Source organism: Sporomusa malonica (genome assembly GCF_900176355.1).
Taxonomy (GTDB): domain Bacteria; phylum Bacillota; class Negativicutes; order Sporomusales; family Sporomusaceae; genus Sporomusa; species Sporomusa malonica.
Genome location: NZ_FWXI01000015.1, coordinates 59,342 through 84,740, shown reverse-complemented (window position 1 = coordinate 84,740; position 25,399 = coordinate 59,342). Strand labels below are relative to the sequence as shown.

The window sequence follows — 25,399 nt, the reverse complement described above, 5'->3', positions numbered from 1 at the left end:
CTATAATGCGACAAATTCACTGCATAATATTTACGGGAAGCTGGTGCGTAATGCATAGTAAGTTGTCAATCCAGGTAGTTGTAGCTGTTATTATCTGTTTGTCATTTGCCTCAATTCAGCCTGTACTCGCGCAAGGTTTGCCGGCTGACGGTGTTGTTAATAAACCTCTTTCTTTATTTGAACCATATAAAAATCTGGTTAACACCGCAAGCGTTACGATTATTGCTCTTATAATTACAGTAATTTACCTTTTGATAAATATCAATAAGCGCCGTCAGACAGAACGACTATTGCAGCGACGGAATGAAGATTTGATAGGTGTTCATGAAGAGTTATCTGCCCAAGAGGAAGAACTCAGGGAAAATTTTAATGAACTTTATCTGAATGAGGAACAAATTAGGCAGAACGAAGAAATATACCGATTGCTGGCTGAAGGCTCGAATGACGGTTTATGGGATATCGATTTGGTGAGCGGCATAGGAACAATGTCTGATCGGTGTGAGGAAATAAGTGGTTTTACTGGCAAGCGAGAGAATTTTTATAAGAAATGGCGGGCGAGTATTCATCCAGATGACTTCGCGCCAACAGTAGCAAAGCTGGAGGAACACTATCAAGGAAAAACCGCATATTTTTCTGCCGAATACAGGCTAAAAACAGCAGACGGGGGCTATAAGTGGGTTTTAGCCCGGGGAAGGGCATTGTTTGATCATGAAGGCAAGGCCATACGTATAGCAGGTTCGCTCACCGATACAACTGACAGCAAATTGCAGGAAGCCAGAATTCGGCAGCTGGCCTATTACGATCCCCTTACCGGTTTGGCCAATCGTACACTTTTGACAGACCTGATTACCTGTGAATTAGCCGCTGCCAGTGATTACGGCAGTAAGGGCGCGCTCATTTTTATTGATATTGATAACTTTAAGCTTGTTAATGATACTTATGGTCATTCCTGGGGTGATAAGCTGCTTGTTGATATCGGTGGCAAATTATCGGCATTAGTTGGTGCTGACGGCGTGGTAGCCCGCTTGGGCGGCGATGAGCTTATTGTCTTTTTTCCAGGGGGTGGTGACCGCGTTTTCATTACCGAATTTGCGGATAAGATAATGAAACTGTTTGAGCAATCAATTACAGTAAATCAACATAGCTTCCAGGTCACAGCCAGTGCAGGCGTTGTTATGTACCCTGATGATGGCAGTTGTATCGACGAACTTCTTAGAAATGCCGATACTGCAATGTATTCAGCAAAAAACTCCGGTAAACGTAATTATAAGTTTTTTGATAAATCAATGTTTGAGGCGGTTGTTGAAAAAGCAGGCATGGAAGCAAGTTTGCGTCAGGCTATCGTAAATAACGAGTTAATTGTGCATTACCAGCCACAGTTTAATCTGGCAACAGGCAGGGTGGAGGGATTTGAATCGCTGCTGCGATGGGCAAGTCCGGAATACGGTCTGGTGACACCGCTTAAGTTTATCCCATTGGCCGAGGAGACGGGAATGATTGTCAGCATCGGTAAATGGGTACTTCAAACAGCGTGTGTATTCAGCCAGACGCTGTTTGCTGCTGGTCATGGCCGGTTATGTACGGCTGTAAACATCTCGGTTATGCAGTTGATTGAGGATGATTTTGTCGAAATGGTCGCAGGTGTCCTGGCAGAGACTGGCTTGCCACCTGAATGCCTTGAACTGGAGATTACGGAAAGTGTGCTCATGGAGCGGTTTGAGGAAAATGTCCGGAAACTTGGGGAGTTGCGTCGCATGGGGGTGCGGATCGCGCTTGACGATTTTGGCAGTGGCTATTCTTCCTTAACATATCTGAAGAAGTTACCAATTACTATGCTGAAAATGGATAAAGCCTTTATTGATGATATTACTATCGGCGGCGTGGACGCTGCCATTACTGGCAGTATTATTGAGTTGGCACATCAGATGGGACTGACTGTGGTTGCTGAAGGCGTTGAGACAGAGATTCAGTTTAAATATCTTAGGCAGGAAAAATGCGATATTATTCAGGGATATTTTATCAGCCGGCCGCTGCCTCCAGCTGAATTTATAAATGAGTTACAGACTTGTTTTCAAAGGAGTGCTTATCATTTTGAACATGTTTAAAACAGTACCTAAGGCTGTGTTGCTAGTGGCCGCTGCCCACATGGTAACAGACTTCTCGCAGGGGGCGCTCCTGGTGGCGCTTCCTTATTTTAAGGCTAAGTTTGGTTTGACTTATACCCAGGTAAGCCTGATTGCATTAACGCAGAACCTTGCATCTTCGGTCATACAGCCGTTTTTCGGCTATGCGACTGACCGCAGTCCGCGCCCTTGGCTTATGGCGGCAGGCTGTTTGCTTTCTGGGGTGGGGATGCTGGCCTCGTTACTGCTGACAAACTACTGGCTACTTGTATTTACTACGGCGTTAACAGGTCTCGGGATTGCCGCCTTTCATCCGGAAGGCGCTAAAACGGTTAATCGCCTGAGTGGCGAGGCTAAAGGCAAGGGCGTTAGTATGTTTGTGGTAGGGGGAAATGCCGGGTTTGCTGGCGGCTCGCTCATGATGGGTGGGCTTCTAGCCAGTGGTTCTGATGCTATGTTATGGCTATATATTATTCCTTGCCTGATCATTGTTTGGCCGCTGTATAAATTGGCTATGAGCCTGCCGCTGCCCACTGGTAAACCGGCTCAGTCATTGGGAAGTCTTGCCGGGATAATCTCTTTGCCGCTGCTTGCCCTATTAGGGGTTACTCTGGTCAGGGCTACTGTAAGCGCCAGTATTGGCGCATTTATTCCGCTCTATTACGTATCATACCTTAATGGCAATCCCGTTTATGCCAGCTGGCTGCTTACGGTATTTTTAGCAGGTGGGGCTGCCGGTACGCTTGCTGGCGGCTTGTTGAGTGACAAATATGGGAGTAAGCGGGTTATGCTTTATTCAATTCTGCCAATTAGTTTATTATTAGCGCTGTTTAATATGAGTTCAGGTTCGATAGTTTTTGCCTTATTGGCCGTTGCCAGCGCGTTGCTCTCGGCCGCTTTTGCTGGTTGTCTTGTACTGACTCAGCGGATGATGCCTGGCAATGTTGGGATGGCGTCAGGCCTGACGCTGGGCTTTAGCGTTGGGCTAGGCTCATTAGGGGTACTGGCCTTGGGGCGTGTAGCGGATATCTGGACGCTGCCAATGGTATTTGATATTCTGGCAGTATTGCCGATAATCGGCTTTGCTCTGACTTTGTTTGTAAAAGAAGGGAAAGAGATTTTAAATAATTAAAAACTATATGGAATATTTATAAGAAACGGCATATACTAAAACAAATAAATATTCCTGGCAATGAAGCCTCTGCAGCAATGCAAAGGCTTCAAATTTTCTCAAGAAAAAAGGGGGATAACTATGGCTAACGAAAAGTTTGTTACTACACCGGACTATGTTTGGTTGTATCTTATGAGCGAAGCCCAGCAGGCTGGTCATGAGAGTTTTGCTGAACAGGCTTGGCAGTATGTTACCGAGTTTAGCCCTGATTATATGTCTGAGGGGTAGCTTGCTTATTCAGGGAAAATATGTTAATATTTTACTAACATAATAAGTTTAGGCTAGGGGGGCTGGATAGGCCAGCTGAGATAAAGACCCTTTGATGTCTTTGACCCTTGAACCTGATTCTGGGTAATACCAGCGTAGGGAAGCTCATTGATGTCATCAGGATTGAAGGCACAAGTATTCCTATACGGAAATACTTGTGCCTATTTTTTATGTGAGGTGATATTGTGAAAAATGTACTAACAATTGCCGGCTCAGATTCCAGTGGCGGTGCCGGCATTCAGGCTGACCTCAAAACGTTCGCCGCTCACGGCGTATTTGGTATGAGTGTCATTACCGCTGTTACTGCTCAAAATACCCAAGGGGTATTTGCTGTGCAGGATATAACGCCAGCAGTGATCGCCAAACAGCTTGATGCCATTTTTGAGGACATTGAGGTGGCGGCCGTTAAAATTGGCATGGTGTCCCAGGTAGACACAATCAAAACAATTGCGGCTAAGTTAAGAGAATATGGGGCCAGCAACATTGTTGCCGATCCAGTGATGGTGTCAAAAAGCGGGTATCGTCTATTGAATCCGGCAGCTGAGGTCACGCTAATTGAGGAACTGCTGCCGCTGGCTGCTATCGTGACCCCTAACATTCCTGAAGCTGAGGTTATCACCGGGCGGACAATTACCACTCTTGCCGCTATGGAAGTGGCAGCACGTGATATATTCGCGCTAGGTCCTAAGAGTGTGTTGATGAAAGGCGGACATCTGGACGGCGATTCGACTGATATCTTATTTGATGGAGAGGAATTTATCTATCTGCCGTCACGACGGATTGCCACCAAGAATACTCATGGCACTGGCTGCACACTCTCATCAGCCATTGCCGCTAATGTGGGCAGGGGATTGTCGATGAGAGATGCGGTTGCAGCAGCCAAAGAGTACATAACTGTGGCGATTGAACACTCACTGTCCATTGGCAAAGGCGTAGGGCCCACCAATCACTTTTATACTCTATATAAGAAGGCAGGGATGTTTAATGACTAGCATAAACTATATGCTGCTCTGGTTTGGGGCGGCAGTATCAATTGCTGAGATTATTACCGGAGGCCTGCTAGCACCACTGGGGTTTGCCAAAGGGGCCACTGCCATAGTGCTTGGCCATCTTGTTGGTACGACAATTTTGGTTTTGGGAGGCATTATCGGCAGTCAAACCAAGCTGCCAGCCATCATGACCACCAGAATTTCGTTTGGCATTTACGGCTCCTACCTGTTTGCTGCTTTAAACATTATGCAATTGATTGGCTGGACGGCTGTGATGATTGTGGCAGGGGGGCGGTCTGTCAACCAGATTACAAAGATGGTATGGTCGTTTGATAATATGACACTATGGAGCCTTGTTATCGGTGCGCTTATCTTCCTGTGGATTGCTGCCGGTAATGATGGGTTGAAAAAGATTAATTCGGCAGCTGTTGCGCTACTCTTTGTACTTACCGTCGTCTTAAGCGGGGTAGTGTTTACCGATAGCTCGCTTTTCACTAAGCAGCCGGCAGGCGATATGTCCTTTGGCGGGGCGCTGGAGTTAAGTGTAATAATGCCGCTGTCCTGGTTGCCGCTTATTGCCGATTATACTCGGTTTGCCAGGAAGACATCAGAGGGGGCGTGGGGCAGCTGGATTGGCTATTTTGCCGGTAGCTGTTGGATGTATCTGATTGGCTTAGGTGCAGCCATCGTGACTGGTGACTCAGATCCCGCAGCCATGATGCTGGCGGCTAACCTGGGGTTAGCGGCATTGGGCATTGTTGTATTGTCGACAGTTACGACTACCTTCCTTGATGCGTATTCTGCGGGGGTGTCCTGTACTAATCTGCTGCCTGATGTTAGTGAGCGCAAACTGGCACTGGCTATGGCTGTTGTTGGCACAGCGCTGGCGATTGTGATTAACATTGAACAATATGAAAGCTTCTTATACGCCATTGGCTCAGTGTTTGCACCGTTGTTTGCCGTACTCCTGACCGACTATTTCTTCTTAGGACGTCAGCAGGCTGACGCTAGGCTGCTGGTCAACTGGGGCGCAGTTATTGTCTGGGCTGTAGGTGTAGTTATGTATTACCAGTTTGTCAAACTAGACTTAGTTGTCGGGGCAACAGTACCGGTCATGGTCGTTACAGGTGTTATCTATGCGGTATCTGCCCGGTTTATGGTAGGTTGGAAATCTGTCAAAGCAGCCAAAGTAGTCAGTTAATGCTATATATGTTTTCGTGCCAGTGGGCTTTTGAATTTAGGAAGAATGATGCTCGCTTCTGTTTCTAGTTCCTCAGTTGTTTCAAGATCACTTTGGACGTCTACCGGCGGGGGCTTAGCTGCCGGCGGGGCGGCTGGCGGCGCAGGCGGGGGAGGTGGCTTTATTCCCGCGGGTGGTGGGCCGAAGCATGAGGCGTCGTTACAGCGGCGAAAGAGTGTCTGCCTGAGTGCTTCAAGTACTACTACTTGTTCAGCAGTGGTGCATTGATCTTCGGCACACGGAGAAATGCAATCAGTTAATAGTTTTACGATGTCAATGGGAGCACAGGTAATGCTTAAAAGCTCGGTGCTAAATGCTATTTTGCAGCATAACAGTTCATTGAGCATGTCGATAAGCGTGCCGGTCCGATCGTAGCGGATAACAGCCCGTTCAAATATTTCGAAGGGTACGCCAGGGGTGCGTTGAATTTCCTCGGCTGCGCCGACCAGCAGCCGGTATGAAGCAACAAGTGAGGCATAGTTGGGGATAACGGCACTGATATCAGCTAAAAGGGTATTGATGATCGAAATATTATCGGTAGTCGTAGTGGTTGTGCTAGTGTTTGTGGTATTAGTACCGCTGCTTGTACTGGTGCTTGTGGTGCTGGTTCCGTTTGGGCTGGCGCTTGTTGTACTTGTTTGCGTGCCAGGACTGGTCGTATTTTCGGTATTAGTACAAGTGGTGGTAATAACCGCCATGTAACCCCTCTCCTTCGCAGACTACTAGGGAACGTGATTCGTCCTCAAAAAAGTACTTATACTATATGCCGTATGTGATTCACTGGCTAATTATGACGGGATTAACAAAAAATATAATATATGTTAGAAGAAACCGCTATTTTAGTATAGCGGTTTCTTTTGTTTCGTATATCATTTTGTGATAGTAATTGATATAATATAAATCTGACCAGGTAGTCAAAAAGAAAAATAATGCGAAAGGATGATACCATGCTGTTTGAAAATAAGAAGCGAGTAGCCTTAGGTTTGGCTGTTGTGCTGTTGTTGACTGGTGTTGTCGGCTATCGCGTCTATACTAATATTGCTGGCAATAAAGCACGGGCCAGCCAAATGACTAAGTTACAGGCCGCGGCCGTTGAAGTAGCAGTTGTTAACAGGCGGGATATTACGCCGCTATTGGTGTTTCCTGCAAGCCTGGAACCGGTATGGAGTGCTGATATTTCGGCAAAGGTTGATGGCCGGATTAATGTGCTTACTGTAGGTGAGGGCGATGTGATTGAGGACGGCGCGGTTATTGCCGAACTTGACACCAGTGAGTTGGCCGCCCAAGTCATGCAGGCAGAGGGCAATCTGATGGCGGCAAAATCGAGCCTTGAGCAGGCTGAGCTTGATTACCGGCGTTATTCGGCGCTAGCCGGCCAGGGAGCTATTTCGGCTCAGGTATTAGATACCGCCCGTACCAAGCGTGACCTTGCCGCAGGTCAGGTCCGGTCTGCAGAAGGCAATAGTATGTTGCTGCAGGAAAAGCTGAATAACGCTACCGTGGCTGCGCCCAAACGTGGCGTAGTCACTAAGCGTTTCGTTCAGGCAGGCACCTTTGCACGGGCGGGTTCAGCCATTGTTACAGTGGCCGATACCACCACCCTTTTAGCCAAGGCAACTGTCGGCGAATCGCAGATCGATGACTTGATGGTAGGTTCGATGGTTAAAGTGAAAGTGGATGCCCTCGGTGGGCAGGAGTTTACCGGCACAGTTACCCGGTTGTCGCCGGTAGCGGCTACACCGGCCCGGACCTTTGCTGCCGAGGTTACTATTCCTAATGACCAGGGGATCCTTAAGGCTGGCATGTTTGCAAAAGTGGCTGCCCCCGCTAAGGTACATCAGGGCGTGGTAGCTGTCCCGGAAAGTGCTTTAGTGCTTAAAGAAGACCAAAAAACCGTATTTGTGGTAACAGCAGATAATAAAGTGCAGCAGCGGACACTCAGGCTGGGCTATATGGGTGACGGCTGGGCCGAAGTGCTTGACGGCGTCAGCGCTGGCGAAACCATTGTTATTGCCGGTCAAAACAAGATTAAGGACGGTATGGAAATTACGCCGGTGCAAGGCGGTGGTAAGTAATGAACGCTATTGCCACCTTTATCAGGAGGCCGGTATTTACTGTCATGCTGGTCATGCTGCTGGTGGTATTCGGGCTTAAAGCATACCCATCACTTGGCATTGACCTCAATCCGGATGTTGATTTTCCGATTGTTACGGTATCAGTAAGCTACAGTGGTGCTTCACCGGAAGAGATGGAAAGTCTTATCACTAAACCGGTCGAAGATGCTGTCAGCTCGCTGTCCGGGATTAAAAATCTTTCCTCAGTCACCCGTGAGGGTGTATCTCAGGTTGTTATTGAGTTTGAGTTTGGCACCAATCCCAAGCTGGCAGCCAACGAAGTCCGCGAAAAAGTGGCAACTGTCCGCAAGCGGCTGCCAGACCAGATTGATGAACCGGTCATTCAGCGGTTTGATATTGGCGCCCAAGCTGTTGTGTTTATGAGTATGTCATCTGACACCAAGAGCCCAGGTGAAGTCCGGAAATTAGCTGTTGATGTCGTAAAAGACGAACTACAGCGGATTGACGGCGTGGCCGATGTCAGTGTATATGGCGCAGCTGGCCGTGAGATTCAAATACAGCTTGATCCCAAGAAACTGGAAGCTTACAAGATTACTATGCCGCAGGTACTGGATGCCGTAAATACCCAAAACCTCAACGCCCCTGGCGGCCATGTCATTGAAAAAGACATGGATCTGACAGTACGTACTTTGGCTAAGTATAAAAGTATTGACGATATTAGAAACATTATTGTGGCCAACCAGGATGGACGACTGATTAAGCTTAGTGATGTTGCTCAGGTTGTTGACGGCTGGGAGGAAGTCCGGACAATTGCCAGGGCCAACGGCGCGCCCAGTGTACTGGTGTCAGTGCAGAAGCAGTCAGGCACCAATACTGTTGATGTTGCCACTAAAGTAAAAAAAGCTATCGACAATCTACAGACAACCCTGCCTGGCGATATTAAGGTACAGATTACCCGTGACAGCTCAACCTATATTAAGGACAGCGTGCATGACGTAATGATGTCGCTGGTTTTTGGTGGTCTCTTGGCGGTTGTTATCACCTTTTTATTTCTGCAAAATGTCCGTGCTACCATCATTGGTGCTATCGCCATTCCAACCTCGGTTATTGCTACCTTTTTCATGATAAAAACCATGGGCTTTACCCTCAATAACATGTCGCTCATGGGTCTTAGTCTGGCGGTTGGTATCCTCATTGACGACGCCATTGTTGTTATTGAAAACATCTACCGCCATATGGAGCAAGGTAAATCACCGATGGCGGCCGCTCGGGATGGCACCGCCGAGATTGGACTGGCTGTTATGGCCACTACGTTATCCATTTTGGCTGTATTTGTGCCGGTAGGCAGCATGACTGGCATTATCGGACAGTTCTTCAAGCAGTTTGGTTTGACTGTAGCCTTTGCGGTTGCGTTTTCGCTGTTTGTCGCCTTTACCTTAACGCCCACGTTGTCAGCCTATTGGCTCAAGTCAGGACATGGAACTGGCGCGGCTTCAGGCCCGGGGCGTTGGCTAGACGCCGGTTTGGCTAAGTTTGAGCAAGCATTTCTAGACCTTCAGGCCTGGTATAGCAGGACGCTGACCTGGGCTCTGGCACGTCCGAAAAAGCTAGTGGCTCTAGCTGTGCTGTCACTATTTATCAATGGGCTGCTGCTGCCGTTTTTAGGAACTGAGTTCCAGCCGACCTATGACTCTGGCGAGTTTAACGTTGTGCTGTCAGCGCCGCCAGGCACATCGCTTGATAAGATGAAAGAGCTGACAGTTCCCATAGAACAGGAAATAATTAGCATCGCCGAATTAGAAAGCTCATATATCACTATTGGTTCAGGTAATCAGACAAATAAAGCCAGCATAGGCATCCGGCTCAAACCGGCCAGTGAGCGTAAACGCTCGATGAACCAGATTATGGACGAGCTTCGTCTTAAGTTCCAGACTGTCGGCAATCTGAAAATTGCCGTACAAACAGGACAAGGGGTGGGCCGGGGTGACTCTCGCCCGGTGCAGGTGGCCTTGCGTGGTCCTGATTTGAATGTGCTGATGCAGAACGCCCAGGTACTTGTTGAAAAAATTAAAGCAATTCCAGGCACAACCGATGTGGACATCTCCACCGAGCAGTCGGTGCCTGAGGTAGAAGTTCAGCTTAACCCGACGCGGGTCAGTGATGCTGGCCTGGATGCATCCACTGTGGCCAGCACTGTCCAAATGGCTTTCATGGGCTCAACCACCCGTAACCGCTACAACGCCGGTGACAGTGACTACAACATCCGGGTGCAAGTTGCGGCCGAAGGCCGTATGAGTATGGATGATGTGGCTAACCTCCGGATTGCCAGCAAGACAGGCAGTTTTATCCGTCTGGGTGATGTTGCCGAGATTAAGCTGTCAGCCGGACCGAACGAGATTAACCGTGAAGCCCGTCAGCGGCAGGTTGTTGTCTATGCCAACGTCATCGGCGTAGCTGCCGGTGATGTGATCAATAAAGTAACGGCGCTTATGCCAAGCCTGAATTTGCCGACAGGTTATTCACACAAGTTTGTCGGCTCAGCCCAAACCATGCAGGATTCCTTTAAGGAGATTGGCAGTGCATTGCTCTTAGCCATCGTCCTGATCTACATGGTGTTGGCTGCCCAGTTCGAAAGCTTCATTCACCCATTGACCATTATGCTGTCTCTGCCATTCTCGTTTATCGGTGCTATTTTGGGTCTCCTAATCGCCGGACAAACCCTCAATATCATGTCCCTCATTGGGGTCATCATGCTCATGGGCCTGGTAACCAAGAATGCCATTCTGTTAGTTGACTATACTAACACCCTGCGTGAGCAGGGCATGGACATTAATGAGGCATTAATTGAGGCTGGCTCGGTGCGGCTGCGCCCGATTCTTATGACCACAGCCGCTATGATTTTTGGCATGATGCCCATTGCTCTTGGCATTGGTGCAGGCGCCGAACTGCGTCAGTCTATGGGCGTAGTCTTAGTCGGCGGTCTCATTACCTCGACGATACTGACACTGGTTATTGTGCCGCTGGTATATCTGTTGATTGATAGGTTGAAAAACAAGTGGAGCAGCAATAAGACAAAAATAGAAGCTATAGGCTAAAACCCAAAACGCCTGCTTGCCGGATTTCCGGTAAGCAGGCGTTTTTAATAATATAAAATACTATAAAAAAGAGGTGATTAAAGTTCCTGAAATAGTATTGAGGAAGGAATAAATGATGGGTTATCCGAACACAACAACATGTAGTTAATTACGATGGGAGATGAATTTTTGAAAGCCAATAAACCTGTTATTGGTTTGCAGACTAAAATTACGCTGCTTGTTTGTGGTGTTGTTGCCATGGCTTTATTAGTAACTAATGTGTTAATCAGCTCCAATGTCTTTGCCAGTACACAAAAAGCGTTAAACGAAAAAGCGACCGATATTGCTCAGATTATTGCCCGCTCTGAGGTGGTGATTGAAGCCTTATCTGGCCGGCGTGACGAAATGGAAATTCAGGCTTTTGCTGAAGAGATTCGTAGTGTTACAAAGGTAGAGTTTATCGTTGTTATAGACATGAATAGTATCCGGAAATCCCACCCTGACAGTAGTAAGGTCGGTCAACAGTTCGTAGGCGGCGACGAAAAAGCAGCCCTTTCCGGACAAAAATATACGTCCATGGCTTCAGGAACGCTGGGGCCTTCATTACGTGCCTTTGCACCAATAGTAACTCGTGATGGAAAACAGGTTGGGGCTGTTGCGGTAGGCATTTTGCTTAATGATGTACAACATGCGGTAGATAAGAGTAGAATGTTTATCTATCTTGCCGTTGTTTTTGGTTTGATGGTGGGTGCCGTCGGGGCACTGCTGTTGGCACGGAGCATAAAAAAGACACTGTTTGGGTTGGAGCCAATTGCTATTGCCAAATTGCTGGAGGAACGCAGCGCAATGTTGTTGTCGGTACGGGAGGGGATTATCGCTGTGGATAAAAACGCCCGGATCACACTTGTAAATGGTGAAGCAATCCGGTTGTTACAGCAGGCCGGAATCCAAGGAGATCCTGTGGGAAAAGATGTGGAGTCATTTGTGCCGAATACCCGATTGTCAGACGTATTAAAAACAGGATGCGCAGAATTAGATCAGGAGCAGGATTTAAAGGGGATAACGTTATTGACTAATCGCGTTCCTGTGTGTGTGGATGGTGAGATCGCGGGAGCTATTGCCACATTCCGTGATAAAACTGAGATTCGCCAACTTGCGGAACAGCTTACAGGTGTACGCAATTATGCCGAGGCGTTAAGGGCACAAGCCCATGAATTCATGAACAAACTGCATGTCATTCTCGGTATGGTGCGTTTGCAATGTTATGACCAGCTGGCTGACTATATAAAAAATGTTGCTCAGCATTATCAGAGTGAAGTTGGATTTGTAGTCCGGCGGATAAAGGATCAAGTATTAGCAGGATTTTTGTTGGGTAAACTGAGCCATGCCAGAGAAGCTGGTGTAGATTTAATTCTCTCAGAAGAAAGTTTCTTGCCTGAGCCCGCCGATACCGAGGTAGCCCAGGAATTAGTCACGGTGGTAGGTAATCTTGTGAACAATGCGTTGGAAGCTGTAGCTAGTTCTAATGTAAAACGTGTTGGGGTGGATTGTATATATAACGAGGGGATTTTGCACATAGCAGTAGCTGATACCGGGCCGGGAGTTACCAAAGAACAACAGCAGCTGCTGTTTGCTAAAGGGTATTCTACTAAAAATGGAAATCGCGGACTAGGGATGTTTTTAGTAAAACGCAGTCTCGAACGAATCGGTGGGACAATTGAGGTGTTTTCAGAAATAGGAGAAGGTACGCGGTTTGTTGTACGTGTACCATACCGAATTAAGGGTGATGCAGAATGATTAAAGTCTTAATTGTGGAAGATGACCCGATGGTAGCTGAATTGAATCGACGGTATCTAGAACAGATAGACGGATTTGTATTGATTGCTATGGCTCGTACTGTCGATGAAGCTTTGGGATTGCTCAATAAACATGATATTAACCTTGTTTTGCTGGACATATTCATGCCTGGGACAAGTGGGCTGGAATTATTAACTCAAATCAGGGACAAGGGCAAAGATATAGATGTAATTGTGGTTTCAGCCGCTTGTGATATGCAAACAATTAAGAAAGCCTTGCGTAACGGTGCTGTCGATTACTTGATTAAGCCGTTTGAATTTGAGCGGTTAAATACCGCTCTTTCTGAATACCGCAATCAGGCGGTATTTATGCGCAACCGCGATGTTATGAGTCAGACTGAACTAGATCGGCGCATTTTAGGCAGAGAGCAGCAAGGACAAGCGGAGTTAAACAAGGGTTTGTGCCGCAGCACGCTAAATGCAGTATGGGAAAACATACGATATGCAAAGGGGCAGTCTTTTACTACAGAGGAAATGGCGAACAGTGTAGGAATTTCGCGAGTGTCTATGCGCAAATATCTGGATTTTTTGAAACACATAGATATTTTAAGCATGGAAGTGGTATACGGAACTGTGGGGAGACCCGTATATAGATATCGATGTATAAATTCAGAAAGCACCATAATAAAACGCTACTTATAAAAACCGGCTGCCAGGCCGGTTTTTTTTACTTACTTTAGTTACAAAATGTTTTAATAAATTGAATAAGATATGCAATTCGAGCATGACAGTTTAGTATTAAGTCAAATAACTTAGGAGGTGTATTGGTGAATAGTAATAATTTGAACAAAGTACAGTTAACAGAGCCGGTATCAGACAACGCATTCATGAAAATTATTAATTTTAAAGTCGGAGTGATTCCTTTCCCTTTGTACCTTGTTTTGGCGGTTATCATCTATGCTGCGTCTATTTACGGCAAACTTCCAGCAGATATGATCGGCGGATTTGCTGTTATCATGATTATGGGGATACTTTTAGGCGATGTAGGACAAAAGATTCCGGTGTTAAAAGATATCGGCGGACCAGCTATTCTTTCCATATTTATTCCTTCAATTATGGTTTTCTATAATCTCATCAATCCTTCGGCAATGAAATCGATCACGGCACTAATGAAAGGATCTAATTTCCTGTATTTATATATTTCTTGCTTGGTGGCAGGCAGTATTCTCGGCATGGATAGAAAGGTTTTAGTTCAGGGATTTGTGCGCATGTTTATTCCGCTAGTCGTTGGGACTCTTGCCGCGATTGCTGCGGGGTTATTTGTAGGTTCGCTATTTGGTTATAGCATGTATCGTACGTTTTTTTATATCATTATCCCGATTGTAGGCGGAGGTATTGGCGAAGGTATCATTCCGCTGTCTATTGCTTATTCTGAAATCCTGGGGAAACCTCAGGAAACCTTTATCCCTCAGCTTATTCCAGCAGCTATGCTGGGAAATATTGTTGCAATCATGGTCGCCGGATTTTTGAAGCGTTTGGGAGAAAAGAGACCCGAACTTAGTGGTAATGGAGTACTTGTTCGAACAGGCAATGATAAAGACCAGTTAACGGCGCAAACTGCGGATAAGCCGATAGAGTTTCCGCTGATGGGAGCAGGGCTATTGATCGCTTGCAGCTTCTTTATTTGGGGTAAGTTCTCTGAGACCTTTATTGGGATTCCAGGAGCCATTATCATGATTTTCTCTGCCGCAATTGTTAAATATTCCAACCTCATGCCGACTAAAATGGAACAGGGTGCTTATCATATGTACCGGTTTATTTCAGCAAGTCTTACTTGGCCGTTATTAGTTGGCTTAGGTGTTTTGTATACTCCGTGGAAAGATGTTGTTCTCGTGCTGGCAGATCCCGGTTATATTGCAATCTGTGCATCTACCGTTCTAGCGATGATTTCTTCGGGATTTTTTATTGGTAAATATTTAAATATGTATCCCATTGAATCGGCAATTGTGACAGGCTGCCATAGTGGTCTAGGCGGTACTGGTGACGTAGCTATCTTATCTGCATCCAATCGGATGGAATTGATGCCGTTTGCCCAGATATCAACCAGAATTGGTGGCGCCTGCATGATAGTAATAGCCACGTTATTAATGAAGATGTCGCAGTAAAGACATTTGAAAAAAGGAGTGCGAACATGAGTATTCGGGAAGAAGCAATTCAATTACACAAAAAACACCAAGGAAAGCTGGCTGTGGCTAGCAAAGTGCCTCTTGCAAACAGGCATGACTTAAGTTTAGCCTATACGCCTGGTGTGGCTGAGCCATGTAAGGATATTAAAAATGACAAGGACTTATCGTTTGAATATACTTGTCGGGGAAATATGGTGGCAGTTGTAAGTGACGGAACCAGGGTACTTGGCTTGGGGGATATAGGGCCTGAGGCTGCCCTGCCAGTAATGGAAGGTAAGGCTGTTTTATTTAAAGTGTTTGGTGATGTTGATGCTGTTCCGATTTGTCTTGACACCAAAGATCCTGATAAAATTATTGAAGTGGTACGGTTGCTGCAGCCGACCTTTGCCGGAATTAATTTGGAAGATCTTTCTTCACCGAAATGCTATGACATTGAAGATGCGCTTAAAGCCCAAATGGACATCCCTGTATTTCATGATGACCAGCATGGTACGGCAATAGCAGCACTTTCGGCAGTTATCAATTCACTGCGATTAGTGAAGAAAGAATTAGCTAGTGCCAAGATTATTGTGAATGGAGCAGGGGCCGCCGGTACAGCTATTGCTCGTTTAATTGTTAACGCCGGGGCAAAAAATGTTATAGTGGTAGATATTAATGGAGCTTTGTATGCGGGAATGTCTGGGCTGAACCGAGTTCAGGAACGGTTGACCCAAGTAACCAATAGAGAAAAGCAGCAGGGCAGTTTGAGTGATGTGGCCAAAGGGGTTGATGTTATTATCGGTGTTTCGGCACCAGGAGCATTTACGCCAGCGATCATCGGTGCCATGAATCCGGATGCTGTTGTAGTGGCTATGGCTAATCCTGAGCCGGAAATAAGTTATGCTGAAGCCAAGGCTGCCGGGGCAAGGGTAGCAGGTACAGGGCGCTCAGATGCGCCTAACCAGGTTAATAATGTAACTGTTTTCCCAGGCGTTTTCCGGGGAGCTATTGATGTACGCGCTCGTCAGATTAATGAAGAAATGAAGATTGCTGCAGCTTATGCAATTGCAGATTTGGTTCCTCAGGCTGAATTAAGAGACGATTTTGTTGTGCCAGATGCATTTGATCCACGTGTTGCCCCGGCAGTTGCTGCCGCTGTAGCCCGGGTGGCAATGCAAACAGGAGTAGCAAGAATTCAGGTAGATCCTGAAGAAATCAGAGCAAAGACCGCTGCCCGTATTAAACTGGGGCGATAGCGGGACTACCCACTATTTGAGTGAATGAATTTATTGGAAAAGGCGCTGACGACGAGTCAGGGCCTTTTCTTTACCCTGAAGAATCAAACTATGTAAAAGCAGGCAGCTTTTCTTTTTTTTTCTCATCCACTATACTAAAGATAATTTAAGGAAATAATTACACTAGAAAACATGCGGCAGCGATAGCTGGTTATGTTGAAAAAAACGGAGGTGCATATGCAGCAAGGTCCTTCTTTATATGCAATGTTGTTTATATTTCTGCTTTTATTAGGATTGACGTGGCTAGGTGGGCGGATTCTGCCTAAATGGCACCCGGTCTATGCCGGGAAAGGGTTTAGGTATGGCTACTGGATTGCCACGTTTTTAGCGGTAGGTACTCTTATCTTTAGCCGCTGGCTGCGACCAGTCAGCGGTTTTCCCGGCGAGTGGTTTCGGTACCTTATTTACGCGGCCTATGTGTGGATGGTTGGTCTGGTTTTTATGCTGGTTTTACTATTGGCAGGCCATAGCGTACGATGGCTGGTGAGTAAGGTTAGCCAAATGACTGGGCAGGTGGGGACAGACCCCTCTCACACGGAGGTTATTCCAGCAGAGGGAATAACGCGCCGCCAGTTTCTGCAGGGGGCAATTGCCGCTGTTCCGGCAGTGCCGATGGCTGTTAGTGCGTATGGGGTAATTGGCGGAGACACCAATATTGTTGTTAACCGGCATACATTGCCCTTTCCCCAGCTGCCGCCAGCGCTGGACGGTTTTAAAATTGCCCAAATCAGTGATACTCATATTGGACCGTTTTTTGGTATGGACAAGCTTGATCGGGTGCTGGCTATGGTTAAGCAGGAAAACCCTGAGCTTTTGGCTGTCACCGGCGACTTAGTCGATGATCTAGATTTATTACCGCTAACGATGCAGCGACTGGCTGCTTTTCAAGCTGAGCTGGCTCAGGGTATTTTTTACTGCTGGGGTAATCATGAATACTTTCGGGATATTGGACGTATCCGCAGGGCGCTGGATGCTAGTCCGGTTACTGTTCTGGAAAACAGGAATCAGGCAGTAGGCAATGGCTTATACCTGGCTGGTGTCGATTATCCCTGGGGTAAGAATAAGGCTGAGGTGGAAGCAAAGCGGCAGGAGTTTTTTACTCAGGCTGTACGGGCAATACCGGCAGAGGCTTTTACCGTTCTTTTGACCCATCACCCGGATTTTTTTGATAACGCATTTGCCGCCAGGGTGCCGTTGTCGCTGGCCGGACATACGCATGGCGGCCAGGTAGCTATTTTTGGTAGGTCAATCTTACCTGTACAATATAAATATATGAGGGGAATGTTCCAACAGGACAGCTCCTTCGGCTATGTCAGCGTAGGTACAGGGCATTGGCTGCCGGTTAGGATTGGCTGTCCGGCAGAAATCAGTATTTTTACATTAAAGAGGAAATAGCCATGAATCAAGTTACGGACATTATTGACCATAACTTAAAAATCCTGTTTATTGGCTTCAATCCTGGGCGCAGGTCTGCCGAGACAGGGCATCATTTTGCCGGTCACTCGAATAAGTTTTGGAGGCTGTTGGCTGCGGCAGGGCTTACGCCCTATCAGTTTAAGCCGGAAGAAGATAGCAAACTGCTGACCGTTGGTATAGGCATTACTAATATCGTAGCTCGCCCCAGCCGGGCAGCCGAGGAAATAACCAAGGAGGAGTACCGGGCCGGGCGGGAAATTCTCAAAGAAAAGCTTATTGCCTACAAGCCACAGATTGCCTGCTTCGCTGGGGTGGGGGTATATAAGGAGTTTGCTGGGAGGACTCGCGTAACCTGCGGCATGCAGCCAATCAGCGTGATCAGCGGAGTAACAGATTTTGTTGTACCGTCGCCCAGCGGCCTGACTCGGATATTGTTTAATGATCAGTTAGCGTATTATCAGGAATTGGTGCAGTTACTATAGAAATTATAGCAAAAAATATCTGCCTGAGCCTATGGCGGCAGGAGGGTAGTGTCAGTTTTTTGACACAAATCTTAGTAAAAGGGATAAGACAGGCGCTTGCTGAAGCAAGCGCCTGCTTTTCTCTTAAATTGGACGGTTAGCGGAGTTGGCTGTAAATATAGGGTTGTGTATAATTATAAGAGAATTATGCATGTTGAAAGGGGTACATACTATGTCACGGAAATCGATGTCTTTTATTATCCTTACCTTATTTGTTTTGACTGTGGGTCTGACTGGATGCGGCGGAAGCCAGCAAGCTCAGCCAGCGGCTGTTAAAGTTCTGAAAGTGGGGGCCGAGGCTACCTTCCCGCCATTTGAATTCCAGGACGAAAAAAGCAAAGACTATGTAGGTTTTGATGTTGACCTGATGAAGGCTATTGGCAAACAAATGGGTACAGAAGTTCAAATTGTCAATACTGCTTTTGACGGACTGATTCCGGCGTTGGAAGGCGGCCAAATTGACGTAATTGCGTCAGCCATGACCATTACGGACGAACGTTCTAAAAAAGTTAATTTTTCCAAACCGTACTATAAGTCGGGCTTATCCATTATCGTGAAAGCCGACAACAATGCCATTAAAACCTTTAAAGACCTTGAAGGCAAGCGAATTGCTGTACAAATCGGAACTACCGGTGCTGAAGAAGCTAAAAAGATTAAGGATGCTAAGGTTCGTGAATTTAACAGTGCGTCTGAAGCCTTCCTTGAGCTCAAGGCTGGCGGCGCTGACGCTGTTGTTAACGACCTGCCGGTAAACGAGTACTACCTGACTAAAGGCGGCAGCAAAGATGCTAAATTAGTGGGTGAAGTGCTTAATGCTGAAGAATATGGTGTAGCAGTAGCCAAGAAAAACACCGAGCTTGCCGGAAAAATTAGCAAAGCGCTGGATGAGATCAAACAAAATGGCGAGTATGCTAAAGTTTACGAAAAGTGGTTTGGTAAAAAGCCGCAATAATATAGGGTAGAAAAAAAGACGTACCGGCCTTCGTGCTGGTACGTCTTTTCAGATCGTCGACAAAAAGGGACTTTACGCAAAGCATACGGTGCCTTTTTCGGTACAAGCCAATATCGGACCGCCCGTTGCTGAACCAATCCAAGTAGAGCAGCCGGAGCCAGAGCAAGAAACTGAGGAGGGTGAGCCTTCCGCAGGTGGTCCGATACACTTGGATTGGACCATATCGTGTGAGATTGCGGAATGGCGTAGGACTGAGATTGAGATTAGGGAGAGGGCGGGATGGAATGCAAAAAAGCCTGCCAAGAGGCCAGGCTGGATAACATCCTAAACTAAAAGGTCAAGCGTGCTTGATGAAGAAGCTGTAGTAGTAGAGGAAGCGGTGTCGGAGGAAACAACATAGTTTAATGAGTTAGATGATAGATTGTTGTAATAGTCGTACAAAAATAAATTGGAAATAGTGGAGCCCTGATATGAATCAAAAAGTTGTGAAGTATATGTGTTTTGAAGAGCAGCCTTTATTAAAGCAGGAGTTATTTCTAGTGAATAGGCTGCAGTATCAGATGTAGTGGATGAGGATGTAGCTGTAGTTGTTGTGCTGTCAGTTGTAGATTCAGTAGTATCCGCGCTTGAGGATTCCGAGGAAAGTAGTGACGAAGTGGTATACGTTGTAACTCCTGATACAGCTGACATTTGAATCGCATCCTGATTGGTTATTTTCTATAATGTTCGTGGGTAAATGTTAAAAAAATATTAGATAGTATCTCAACTTTCGCAGCACAAAATTGGCAGGTAAGCCTTGATATGGTCTGCGTCTTATTGTATAACACCCGTGATGCATACAATTGTCCTAAAAATATTTAGCAACTAAAATAAAATTGACAAAATAATTTAGTAACTATACAATAAAGAGAGACAGATGAATGGTGTATTAAATGAATTCAATAATTGGAGGCGGTCTTCTGTGAACAGGTAGAGTTTCTTTTTTTTGAGATTTTTGTTTAGTAGCTAAAAAATATGCGGGGTATGAGGGGGTAATAAAAATGGGAAAGCATAAGATTATTGATGTTCAATCGCATTTCCTTCCTGAAAAGTGGCTGAAAGAAATTTCCGGGCGCACTCAGTATCCGTTTCTTGAAAAGAAAAATGATGATATCTGGGTTATACATGGTTCTTCTTACGATAAGCTGCCTTATTATACGACCAAAAGTGGTATTAACATTCAAAGCAAATTAAGAGAGATGGATGACGCAGGAATAGAAACGAGTCTTTTAACGTTGAGTCCTGCCGGGCCGGACAATGGATTCTACACGGCTGACGCCGATAGGCTTGCGCAAATTGCTAATGATGGAATTGCGGAAATAGTAGCTTGTTATCCTAATCGCTTTCGCGGTATAGCGAGCCTTGGTTATGGAAATATTGAGGATGCTGTTGCGGAATTGAAAAGATGTATTGATGAGCTGGATTTCATAGGTCTGCAAGTATTCCCGTATATCGGAGGCAAAAAATCTGTAGCCCATCCTACTCTAAAGCCAATTTGGCGAGTGCTTGCGGAAAAGGACATTCCCCTTATTTTTCATCCAGGGTCTCCAATGAATACTGATTATGGAAATTATCTTATCGGGGGTTTAATGGGATATTGGTTTGATGATGCAATAGTTATGGTTAAATTCATTTTAAGCGGACTGCTTGATGAATTTCCCAATCTAAAGATTGTTTGTCCTCATACATGGTCGTTGCTTCCTTATCTAATAGACCGACTGGATTATCAAGTAACCCGGTTTTCAAAGCATTTCCCGGAGATGAAAAACAAAAAGGCTCCTAGTGAATACTTGAAAAATGTATATACGGATTGCAACAATTTCTCTGGGGATGATCTTCGATATGCCATTAAGAAAATGGGCGGGGTAAACTATGTGATGTATGGTAGTGACTCGCCATTTGTTCCAGCGGAGTTCATTGTGGATATGGTAGAAAAGTCAGGGCTGTCCTCAGCGGATATTGAAAGAATCTTCGCGGGAAATGCCCAAAGGTTGTTTGGCATTGATCTTTAATGACGGAGTGGCTATAGCAGCTAAAAAGTATTTGATATATTAGTTTAGCTGCTATATAATAAAGCTGGGTGATAGGGTATGGACAAAAAAGCTGCAATCATGGAAAAAATGTTTCGCGCCTTCAACGAAATGAATGAAAGCGCAAAACAACCGCGGGATTATGGAACCGGACAATTGCTTTACCAGTCGGAAATTCACACTGTGTCGACCATTTGCAATCACAAACAGGTGAATGCCAGTGAATTGGCACAAATAATGGGGATTACCAAAGGCGCGATCACACAAGTGGTAAACAAGCTGATACAAAAAGGGCTTGTGGAAAAATATAACCTCCCGGGTAATAAAAAGGAAGTTTATTTCAGTCCAACGGAATCCGGCAGAATAGCTAACAAAGCTCATTGCCGATATCATGAAGAAATACATGGTCATGTGATAGGATATCTGGGTGAATTGGATGAGGAAAAACTTGAAGCCATTGGGCAGTTTTTCGACATATTCTTTTCGAGTATGAAAAGATAGTTTTTTTTGAAAAAATAGTTTAGTTACTAAATAATAGGGGGCCTATATGATTGACCATAAAACAAAAGAGCGGGTTGCTAATGAAGTAAAACAATCACTATGGCTGATTCTGCAGGTATTGCCGCTTATTCTATTCGGGATTTTGATTTCAGCAGCCATTTCGTCGTTACTGCCACCGGAAATGGTAATGAAGTTTGTCGGTAATGAAGCCGGAATCAAGGGGATTTTTATCGGAGGCGTTGCTGGCGCACTTGTCCCCGGTGAACCGTTTTTCGGGTTGCCAATTGCGGAAGGTCTGGCGAAAGCTGGTGCGGGGTATGGAGCGTTGATTGCATTTATTTCATCGTGGGCACTGTTTTCCGTTACGCTTTATCCTGCCGAGATTGCATTTTTTGGGTGGCGATTTGTCCTGTTGCGAAGTTTACTTAATTTGTTTATCCCAGGACTTGCTGGCTTTATTGCCTATTTGATAGTGTGACGCAACTTTGGACTTAAAAGGAGATGCTTTTAGTGCAGAAAGATAAAATCGTAAATAGCCATGGGAACAATCTGAAGAATAACAGGCTAATGCTTGTTTACTGCGTTATGGCAGCACTGACTGCGGTCTTGCTGGGAGCGGCTTTTGTCGTGGCGCCGGATCGGATTGTTATGGAAATCAATAAATCGTACTCCGCAATATTGGAGGTTTTGCCGGTCGTTGCGGTCAGCATCCTTGCCGCAACTGCGATTACCGCTTTAATTTCGCCGCAGTTTATCGCTAAATGGGCAGGCGATAATAGTCGCATAACCGGGGTTCTTATTGCAAGCGCGGCTGGTGCACTCATTCCTTGTGAACCCATGCTGGGTTTGCCGATGATTTTGGGGATTGCGCGCGGCGGTGCCGGGATTGGTTTCATAGTCGCCCTTTTAACCTCCAGCAAGTTGTTTTCTTTTATGAGAATACCTGACTATTTCGCCTTTTTGAATTTCCAACTGGCGATGGTATTCCTGGCTTGCACATTGGCAATGCCCTTTTTGTCCGGTCTGCTGGCCAGATTTTACGCTGGGCACATTTACTGGAAAGATAATGAAAATACCACAGACGAACGGCCGGGATCGGTCATTAGCTGTAGGAAACAATAACAGCAGGGAAAAACAACACATGATTTAAGGGAAAAGAGGTATGGATTATGAATATTTGTATTATCGTGTTTAGCCCTTCTGGTCATACACTGCAAGCTGCGGAAATGATAAAGGCGGCGATGGAAGAACAGGCGATGCAGGTGCAGTTGTTAAATATTACTGGACAAAAGGAAGTTTTTAAGAACAACAATTTAAGAGGATTTCTGCTGGAAAACGTAAATCGACATGATGTGCTTTGTGTTGGCGGGCCGGTGTATGCCGGTCACCTGGAAGGTAATGCGCGAAAAGTGATAAAGACATTGCCTGATCCGGATGAGCATTGGGGGAAACTCGCCATTCCCTTTATCACATACGGCGGATTGCACAGCAGTGTATCGCTGCAAGAAGCCGGAGCGTTGTTTCACGCTGGCAGACGAATTAATATTATGGGAGTAAAAATGGCTTCTTTTCACTCGTTGTCGCAGAACCTGCTGCCTTACAAAATTAATGAAGGTAAACCCGGTTCGGAAGAAGAAATTGTTGCAAGGGAGATGGCGCGCCGGCTAAAGCAGTTGAGCAGCCAATGCAAGTGGGACGATGTCAGACGGTCATTTGGGTATGCTTCATTGCTGCATAAAGTCGTACTGAAGTTCTTAGACCAGGATTACTTTCACGGCAAGTATCGTACAGTTCGCGCCAATCCGGAAGTATGCAACGGTTGTGGAATTTGCCAAAAATTTTGTCCGGTCAACCTTATTGAAATTGTTGGGCAAAAAGCCGTCAGGGTAGATAACGGTAGCTATTGCCTGCTGTGCGCCGAATGCTATCACCACTGCCCGCGTAACGCCGTAGTGCACGACTTTGTTGAACAAAAGATAACTAAAAAACTAAACGACGAAAAAGATAAGTATCATGAAATTCCTCAGTCGGCAGTGTATCCTATTGTTTCGCTATGATCAGGTATGATCGGCGGTAGTTTACCATTGGAGAACATTTTACTATTTGAACGGTCTGAAAGGAATTGAGAAAAAAATAACGTTCACTAATCATGTGGTTTCACGACTGCATGATTTTTTGTGAGGTGAACTTGGCATTGGGTGGAGTGATAAAGGGACATTTTTGCACGCTACCAAAAGGATTGGCTAAGAGTATTATATCGTACAGATATCGGCCGAAGAGAAATCAATGAAGACTATAAAAATAAATTGTATTAAAAATTGAATGTGAGCCTTCGGGCTCTTTTTTCCTATGTTGTATAGTCATTGTTAGATTATTTCAAAAGGCATAATCTTCCCGAGGATACCTGTCAATTTACCTATAGGGCAGGTATTTTTCCCTTTTTGTCCAATACTTTAGATAAGAAAAGCGAGATTGCCTCACTGTGCTCATAATGACGGAATGTGAGAGGACGTAACCTTCTCCGGTCATTGCGAGCGCCAGTGTGGCAAGCTCACTCCCGCGAAAAGGAGAAGATAAAATGAAAAAACTAATGTTAGGCGGCCAGGCTATTATTACCGGTCGCGGCTCAATTGCTGAACTTAAAGAGATTAAGGCCAGCCGGGCTTTCATTGTCACTGGTGGCAGTGCTATGCAGACAAGTGGTGTTATCGCTAAAATAGAGTCAACTCTTGCTGATATAGGGTGCAGCACATCTGTTTATGGTGGCATTGGCAAAAATCCTGATACTCAGGCTGTACTTGACGGGCTGGCTAAAATGCGCGAATTTGCACCTGACTTATTGGTTGCCGTAGGGGGAGGATCGCCGATTGATGCCGCCAAAGTCATGGGCTTATTTTATGAATATCCTGAGCTGGATTTCGCCAAAGCGCAGGCAGGTGACTTGCCGACTGTTCGTAAAAGTTTAAAGTTTGTTGCCATTCCATCAACCTCAGGTACCGGGGCCGAGGTAACCAAGGCGGCTGTAATTACTTTCCGCGAGCTTGAACTCAAGATAGGTCTTAAGACTCCGGCCTTCATTCCTGATGTTGCCATCCTTGACGCAGATATTACTATGACAATGCCGGACAATGTTGTTGCCGAAACAGGGTTGGATGCACTTACTCATGCTGTCGAAGGCTATATGAATAACAATCTGGATGACTTTACCGAAGTGCTGGCTAAGGGGGCAGTCGTTGGACTTTTTACCTGGCTGCCTGTGTCGTATAACGACAAAACCATCGAGAGCAGGGAAAAGGTTCATCATTATCAGTGTATGGCCGGTCTGGCTTTTGACAATGCCGGCTTAGGCATGGCACATGGTATTTCTCACGCACTTGGCGGCCGGTTTGATCTGGGGCATGGTCTGCTAAACGCCATTGCGTTGCCCTATGCGCTTGAGTTTAATACTCAAAATCAGCAGGTAGCCGCTCGGCTGGACGAGCTGGCCCGGAGTATTGGGCGTAATGGCAGCCGAGAGTTTATTGCTGCTGTGAGAGAACTTAATCAAATGATGGATATTCCTGCTGGCCTTGAACAAGCTGGTGTTAGCCGCGCAGCATTAGATAGCGGTTTTACCAGTTTAATTGACAATTGTCTCAAAGGGTCTACTCGTGTTAATCCGGTACCGGTACAGGCTGAACAAATGGCTGAAGTACTTAACCGGATGTATCGCGGGGAGTAGCTTTTTGCAATTTTAACCAGCAGG

At 45.9% G+C, this 25,399-nt stretch carries 22 protein-coding genes and 1 riboswitch; of the genes, 21 read left to right on the top strand and 1 reads right to left on the bottom strand.

Annotation, left to right across the window (positions count from 1 at the left end; genetic code table 11):
• Positions 1 to 50 precede the first annotated feature (50 nt).
• The 5 genes from B9A22_RS16350 (at position 51) to cytX (ending at position 5,751) form a co-directional block, all read left to right on the top strand.
• Complete coding sequence (locus tag B9A22_RS16350) at positions 51 to 2,105, top strand: putative bifunctional diguanylate cyclase/phosphodiesterase (RefSeq protein WP_176215558.1); 2,055 nt, start codon at positions 51 to 53, stop codon at positions 2,103 to 2,105.
• Complete coding sequence (locus B9A22_RS16345) at positions 2,053 to 3,255, top strand: MFS transporter (RefSeq protein WP_245824028.1); 1,203 nt, start codon at positions 2,053 to 2,055, stop codon at positions 3,253 to 3,255. Before B9A22_RS16350 ends, B9A22_RS16345 begins: the two co-directional genes overlap by 53 nt.
• A gap of 120 nt (positions 3,256 to 3,375) precedes the next feature.
• Positions 3,376 to 3,522, top strand: a complete 147-nt coding sequence (locus B9A22_RS25525; protein WP_176215557.1) for a hypothetical protein — start codon at positions 3,376 to 3,378, stop codon at positions 3,520 to 3,522.
• Between the two features lie 45 nt (positions 3,523 to 3,567).
• Positions 3,568 to 3,680: riboswitch (TPP riboswitch) on the top strand.
• A gap of 66 nt (positions 3,681 to 3,746) precedes the next feature.
• Entirely contained in the window at positions 3,747 to 4,553 is an 807-nt protein-coding gene (gene thiD, locus B9A22_RS16340; protein WP_084577017.1) for a bifunctional hydroxymethylpyrimidine kinase/phosphomethylpyrimidine kinase, read from the top strand.
• Complete coding sequence (cytX, locus tag B9A22_RS16335; RefSeq protein WP_084577016.1) at positions 4,546 to 5,751, top strand: putative hydroxymethylpyrimidine transporter CytX; 1,206 nt, start codon at positions 4,546 to 4,548, stop codon at positions 5,749 to 5,751. Before thiD ends, cytX begins: the two co-directional genes overlap by 8 nt.
• Before the next feature lie 2 nt (positions 5,752 to 5,753).
• On the opposite strand, the gene B9A22_RS16330 is transcribed toward cytX, so the two are convergent.
• The gene (locus B9A22_RS16330; protein WP_084577015.1) at positions 5,754 to 6,488 is read right to left on the bottom strand and encodes a hypothetical protein; all 735 of its coding nucleotides are present in this window, start codon (positions 6,486 to 6,488) and stop codon (positions 5,754 to 5,756) included.
• Positions 6,489 to 6,719: 231 nt separating this feature from the next.
• Between B9A22_RS16330 and B9A22_RS16325 the strand changes: the two genes are divergently transcribed.
• From B9A22_RS16325 to B9A22_RS16250, 16 genes are all read left to right on the top strand, one after another.
• Complete coding sequence (locus tag B9A22_RS16325; protein WP_245824027.1) at positions 6,720 to 7,865, top strand: efflux RND transporter periplasmic adaptor subunit; 1,146 nt, start codon at positions 6,720 to 6,722, stop codon at positions 7,863 to 7,865.
• Positions 7,865 to 10,960 (top strand): efflux RND transporter permease subunit, encoded by a 3,096-nt coding sequence (locus tag B9A22_RS16320; protein WP_084577013.1) that lies wholly within the window; start codon positions 7,865 to 7,867, stop codon positions 10,958 to 10,960. The genes B9A22_RS16325 and B9A22_RS16320 overlap by 1 nt, the downstream gene beginning before the upstream one ends.
• 168 nt (positions 10,961 to 11,128) lie before the next feature.
• Positions 11,129 to 12,736: a DcuS/MalK family sensor histidine kinase gene (gene dcuS, locus B9A22_RS16315; RefSeq protein ID WP_084577012.1), complete on the top strand. Its 1,608-nt coding sequence runs from the start codon at positions 11,129 to 11,131 to the stop codon at positions 12,734 to 12,736.
• A complete protein-coding gene (locus B9A22_RS16310) occupies positions 12,733 to 13,437 on the top strand; it encodes a response regulator (RefSeq protein WP_084577011.1) in 705 nt (234 codons plus the stop codon). The genes dcuS and B9A22_RS16310 overlap by 4 nt, the downstream gene beginning before the upstream one ends.
• Positions 13,438 to 13,562: 125 nt before the next feature.
• Positions 13,563 to 14,900 (top strand): 2-hydroxycarboxylate transporter family protein, encoded by a 1,338-nt coding sequence (locus B9A22_RS16305; RefSeq protein ID WP_281252402.1) that lies wholly within the window; start codon positions 13,563 to 13,565, stop codon positions 14,898 to 14,900.
• 26 nt (positions 14,901 to 14,926) lie between these two features.
• On the top strand, positions 14,927 to 16,156 hold the full coding sequence (locus B9A22_RS16300; RefSeq protein WP_084577010.1) for an NAD(P)-dependent malic enzyme: 1,230 nt from the start codon (positions 14,927 to 14,929) through the stop codon (positions 16,154 to 16,156).
• Between the two features lie 192 nt (positions 16,157 to 16,348).
• Positions 16,349 to 17,590, top strand: coding sequence for a metallophosphoesterase (locus tag B9A22_RS16295; protein WP_084577009.1), 1,242 nt, complete (start codon positions 16,349 to 16,351; stop codon positions 17,588 to 17,590).
• 2 nt (positions 17,591 to 17,592) lie between these two features.
• Positions 17,593 to 18,093, top strand: coding sequence for a mismatch-specific DNA-glycosylase (locus B9A22_RS16290; protein ID WP_084577008.1), 501 nt, complete (start codon positions 17,593 to 17,595; stop codon positions 18,091 to 18,093).
• A 211-nt stretch (positions 18,094 to 18,304) separates the two neighbouring features.
• Positions 18,305 to 19,084, top strand: a complete 780-nt coding sequence (locus B9A22_RS16285; protein WP_084577007.1) for a basic amino acid ABC transporter substrate-binding protein — start codon at positions 18,305 to 18,307, stop codon at positions 19,082 to 19,084.
• Between the two features lie 565 nt (positions 19,085 to 19,649).
• Positions 19,650 to 19,778 (top strand): hypothetical protein, encoded by a 129-nt coding sequence (locus B9A22_RS26350; RefSeq protein WP_281252401.1) that lies wholly within the window; start codon positions 19,650 to 19,652, stop codon positions 19,776 to 19,778.
• Between the two features lie 346 nt (positions 19,779 to 20,124).
• The gene (locus tag B9A22_RS16275) at positions 20,125 to 21,135 is read left to right on the top strand and encodes an amidohydrolase family protein (RefSeq protein WP_084577005.1); all 1,011 of its coding nucleotides are present in this window, start codon (positions 20,125 to 20,127) and stop codon (positions 21,133 to 21,135) included.
• A 78-nt stretch (positions 21,136 to 21,213) separates the two neighbouring features.
• Positions 21,214 to 21,654 (top strand): MarR family winged helix-turn-helix transcriptional regulator, encoded by a 441-nt coding sequence (locus tag B9A22_RS16270; RefSeq protein ID WP_084577004.1) that lies wholly within the window; start codon positions 21,214 to 21,216, stop codon positions 21,652 to 21,654.
• A 46-nt stretch (positions 21,655 to 21,700) separates the two neighbouring features.
• Positions 21,701 to 22,132: a permease gene (locus B9A22_RS16265; RefSeq protein WP_084577003.1), complete on the top strand. Its 432-nt coding sequence runs from the start codon at positions 21,701 to 21,703 to the stop codon at positions 22,130 to 22,132.
• A 32-nt stretch (positions 22,133 to 22,164) separates the two neighbouring features.
• Positions 22,165 to 22,776: a hypothetical protein gene (locus tag B9A22_RS16260; protein ID WP_084577002.1), complete on the top strand. Its 612-nt coding sequence runs from the start codon at positions 22,165 to 22,167 to the stop codon at positions 22,774 to 22,776.
• A gap of 47 nt (positions 22,777 to 22,823) precedes the next feature.
• Entirely contained in the window at positions 22,824 to 23,711 is an 888-nt protein-coding gene (locus B9A22_RS16255; protein WP_084577001.1) for a 4Fe-4S dicluster domain-containing protein, read from the top strand.
• A gap of 521 nt (positions 23,712 to 24,232) precedes the next feature.
• Complete coding sequence (locus B9A22_RS16250; protein ID WP_084577000.1) at positions 24,233 to 25,375, top strand: iron-containing alcohol dehydrogenase; 1,143 nt, start codon at positions 24,233 to 24,235, stop codon at positions 25,373 to 25,375.
• Positions 25,376 to 25,399: the final 24 nt, after the last annotated feature.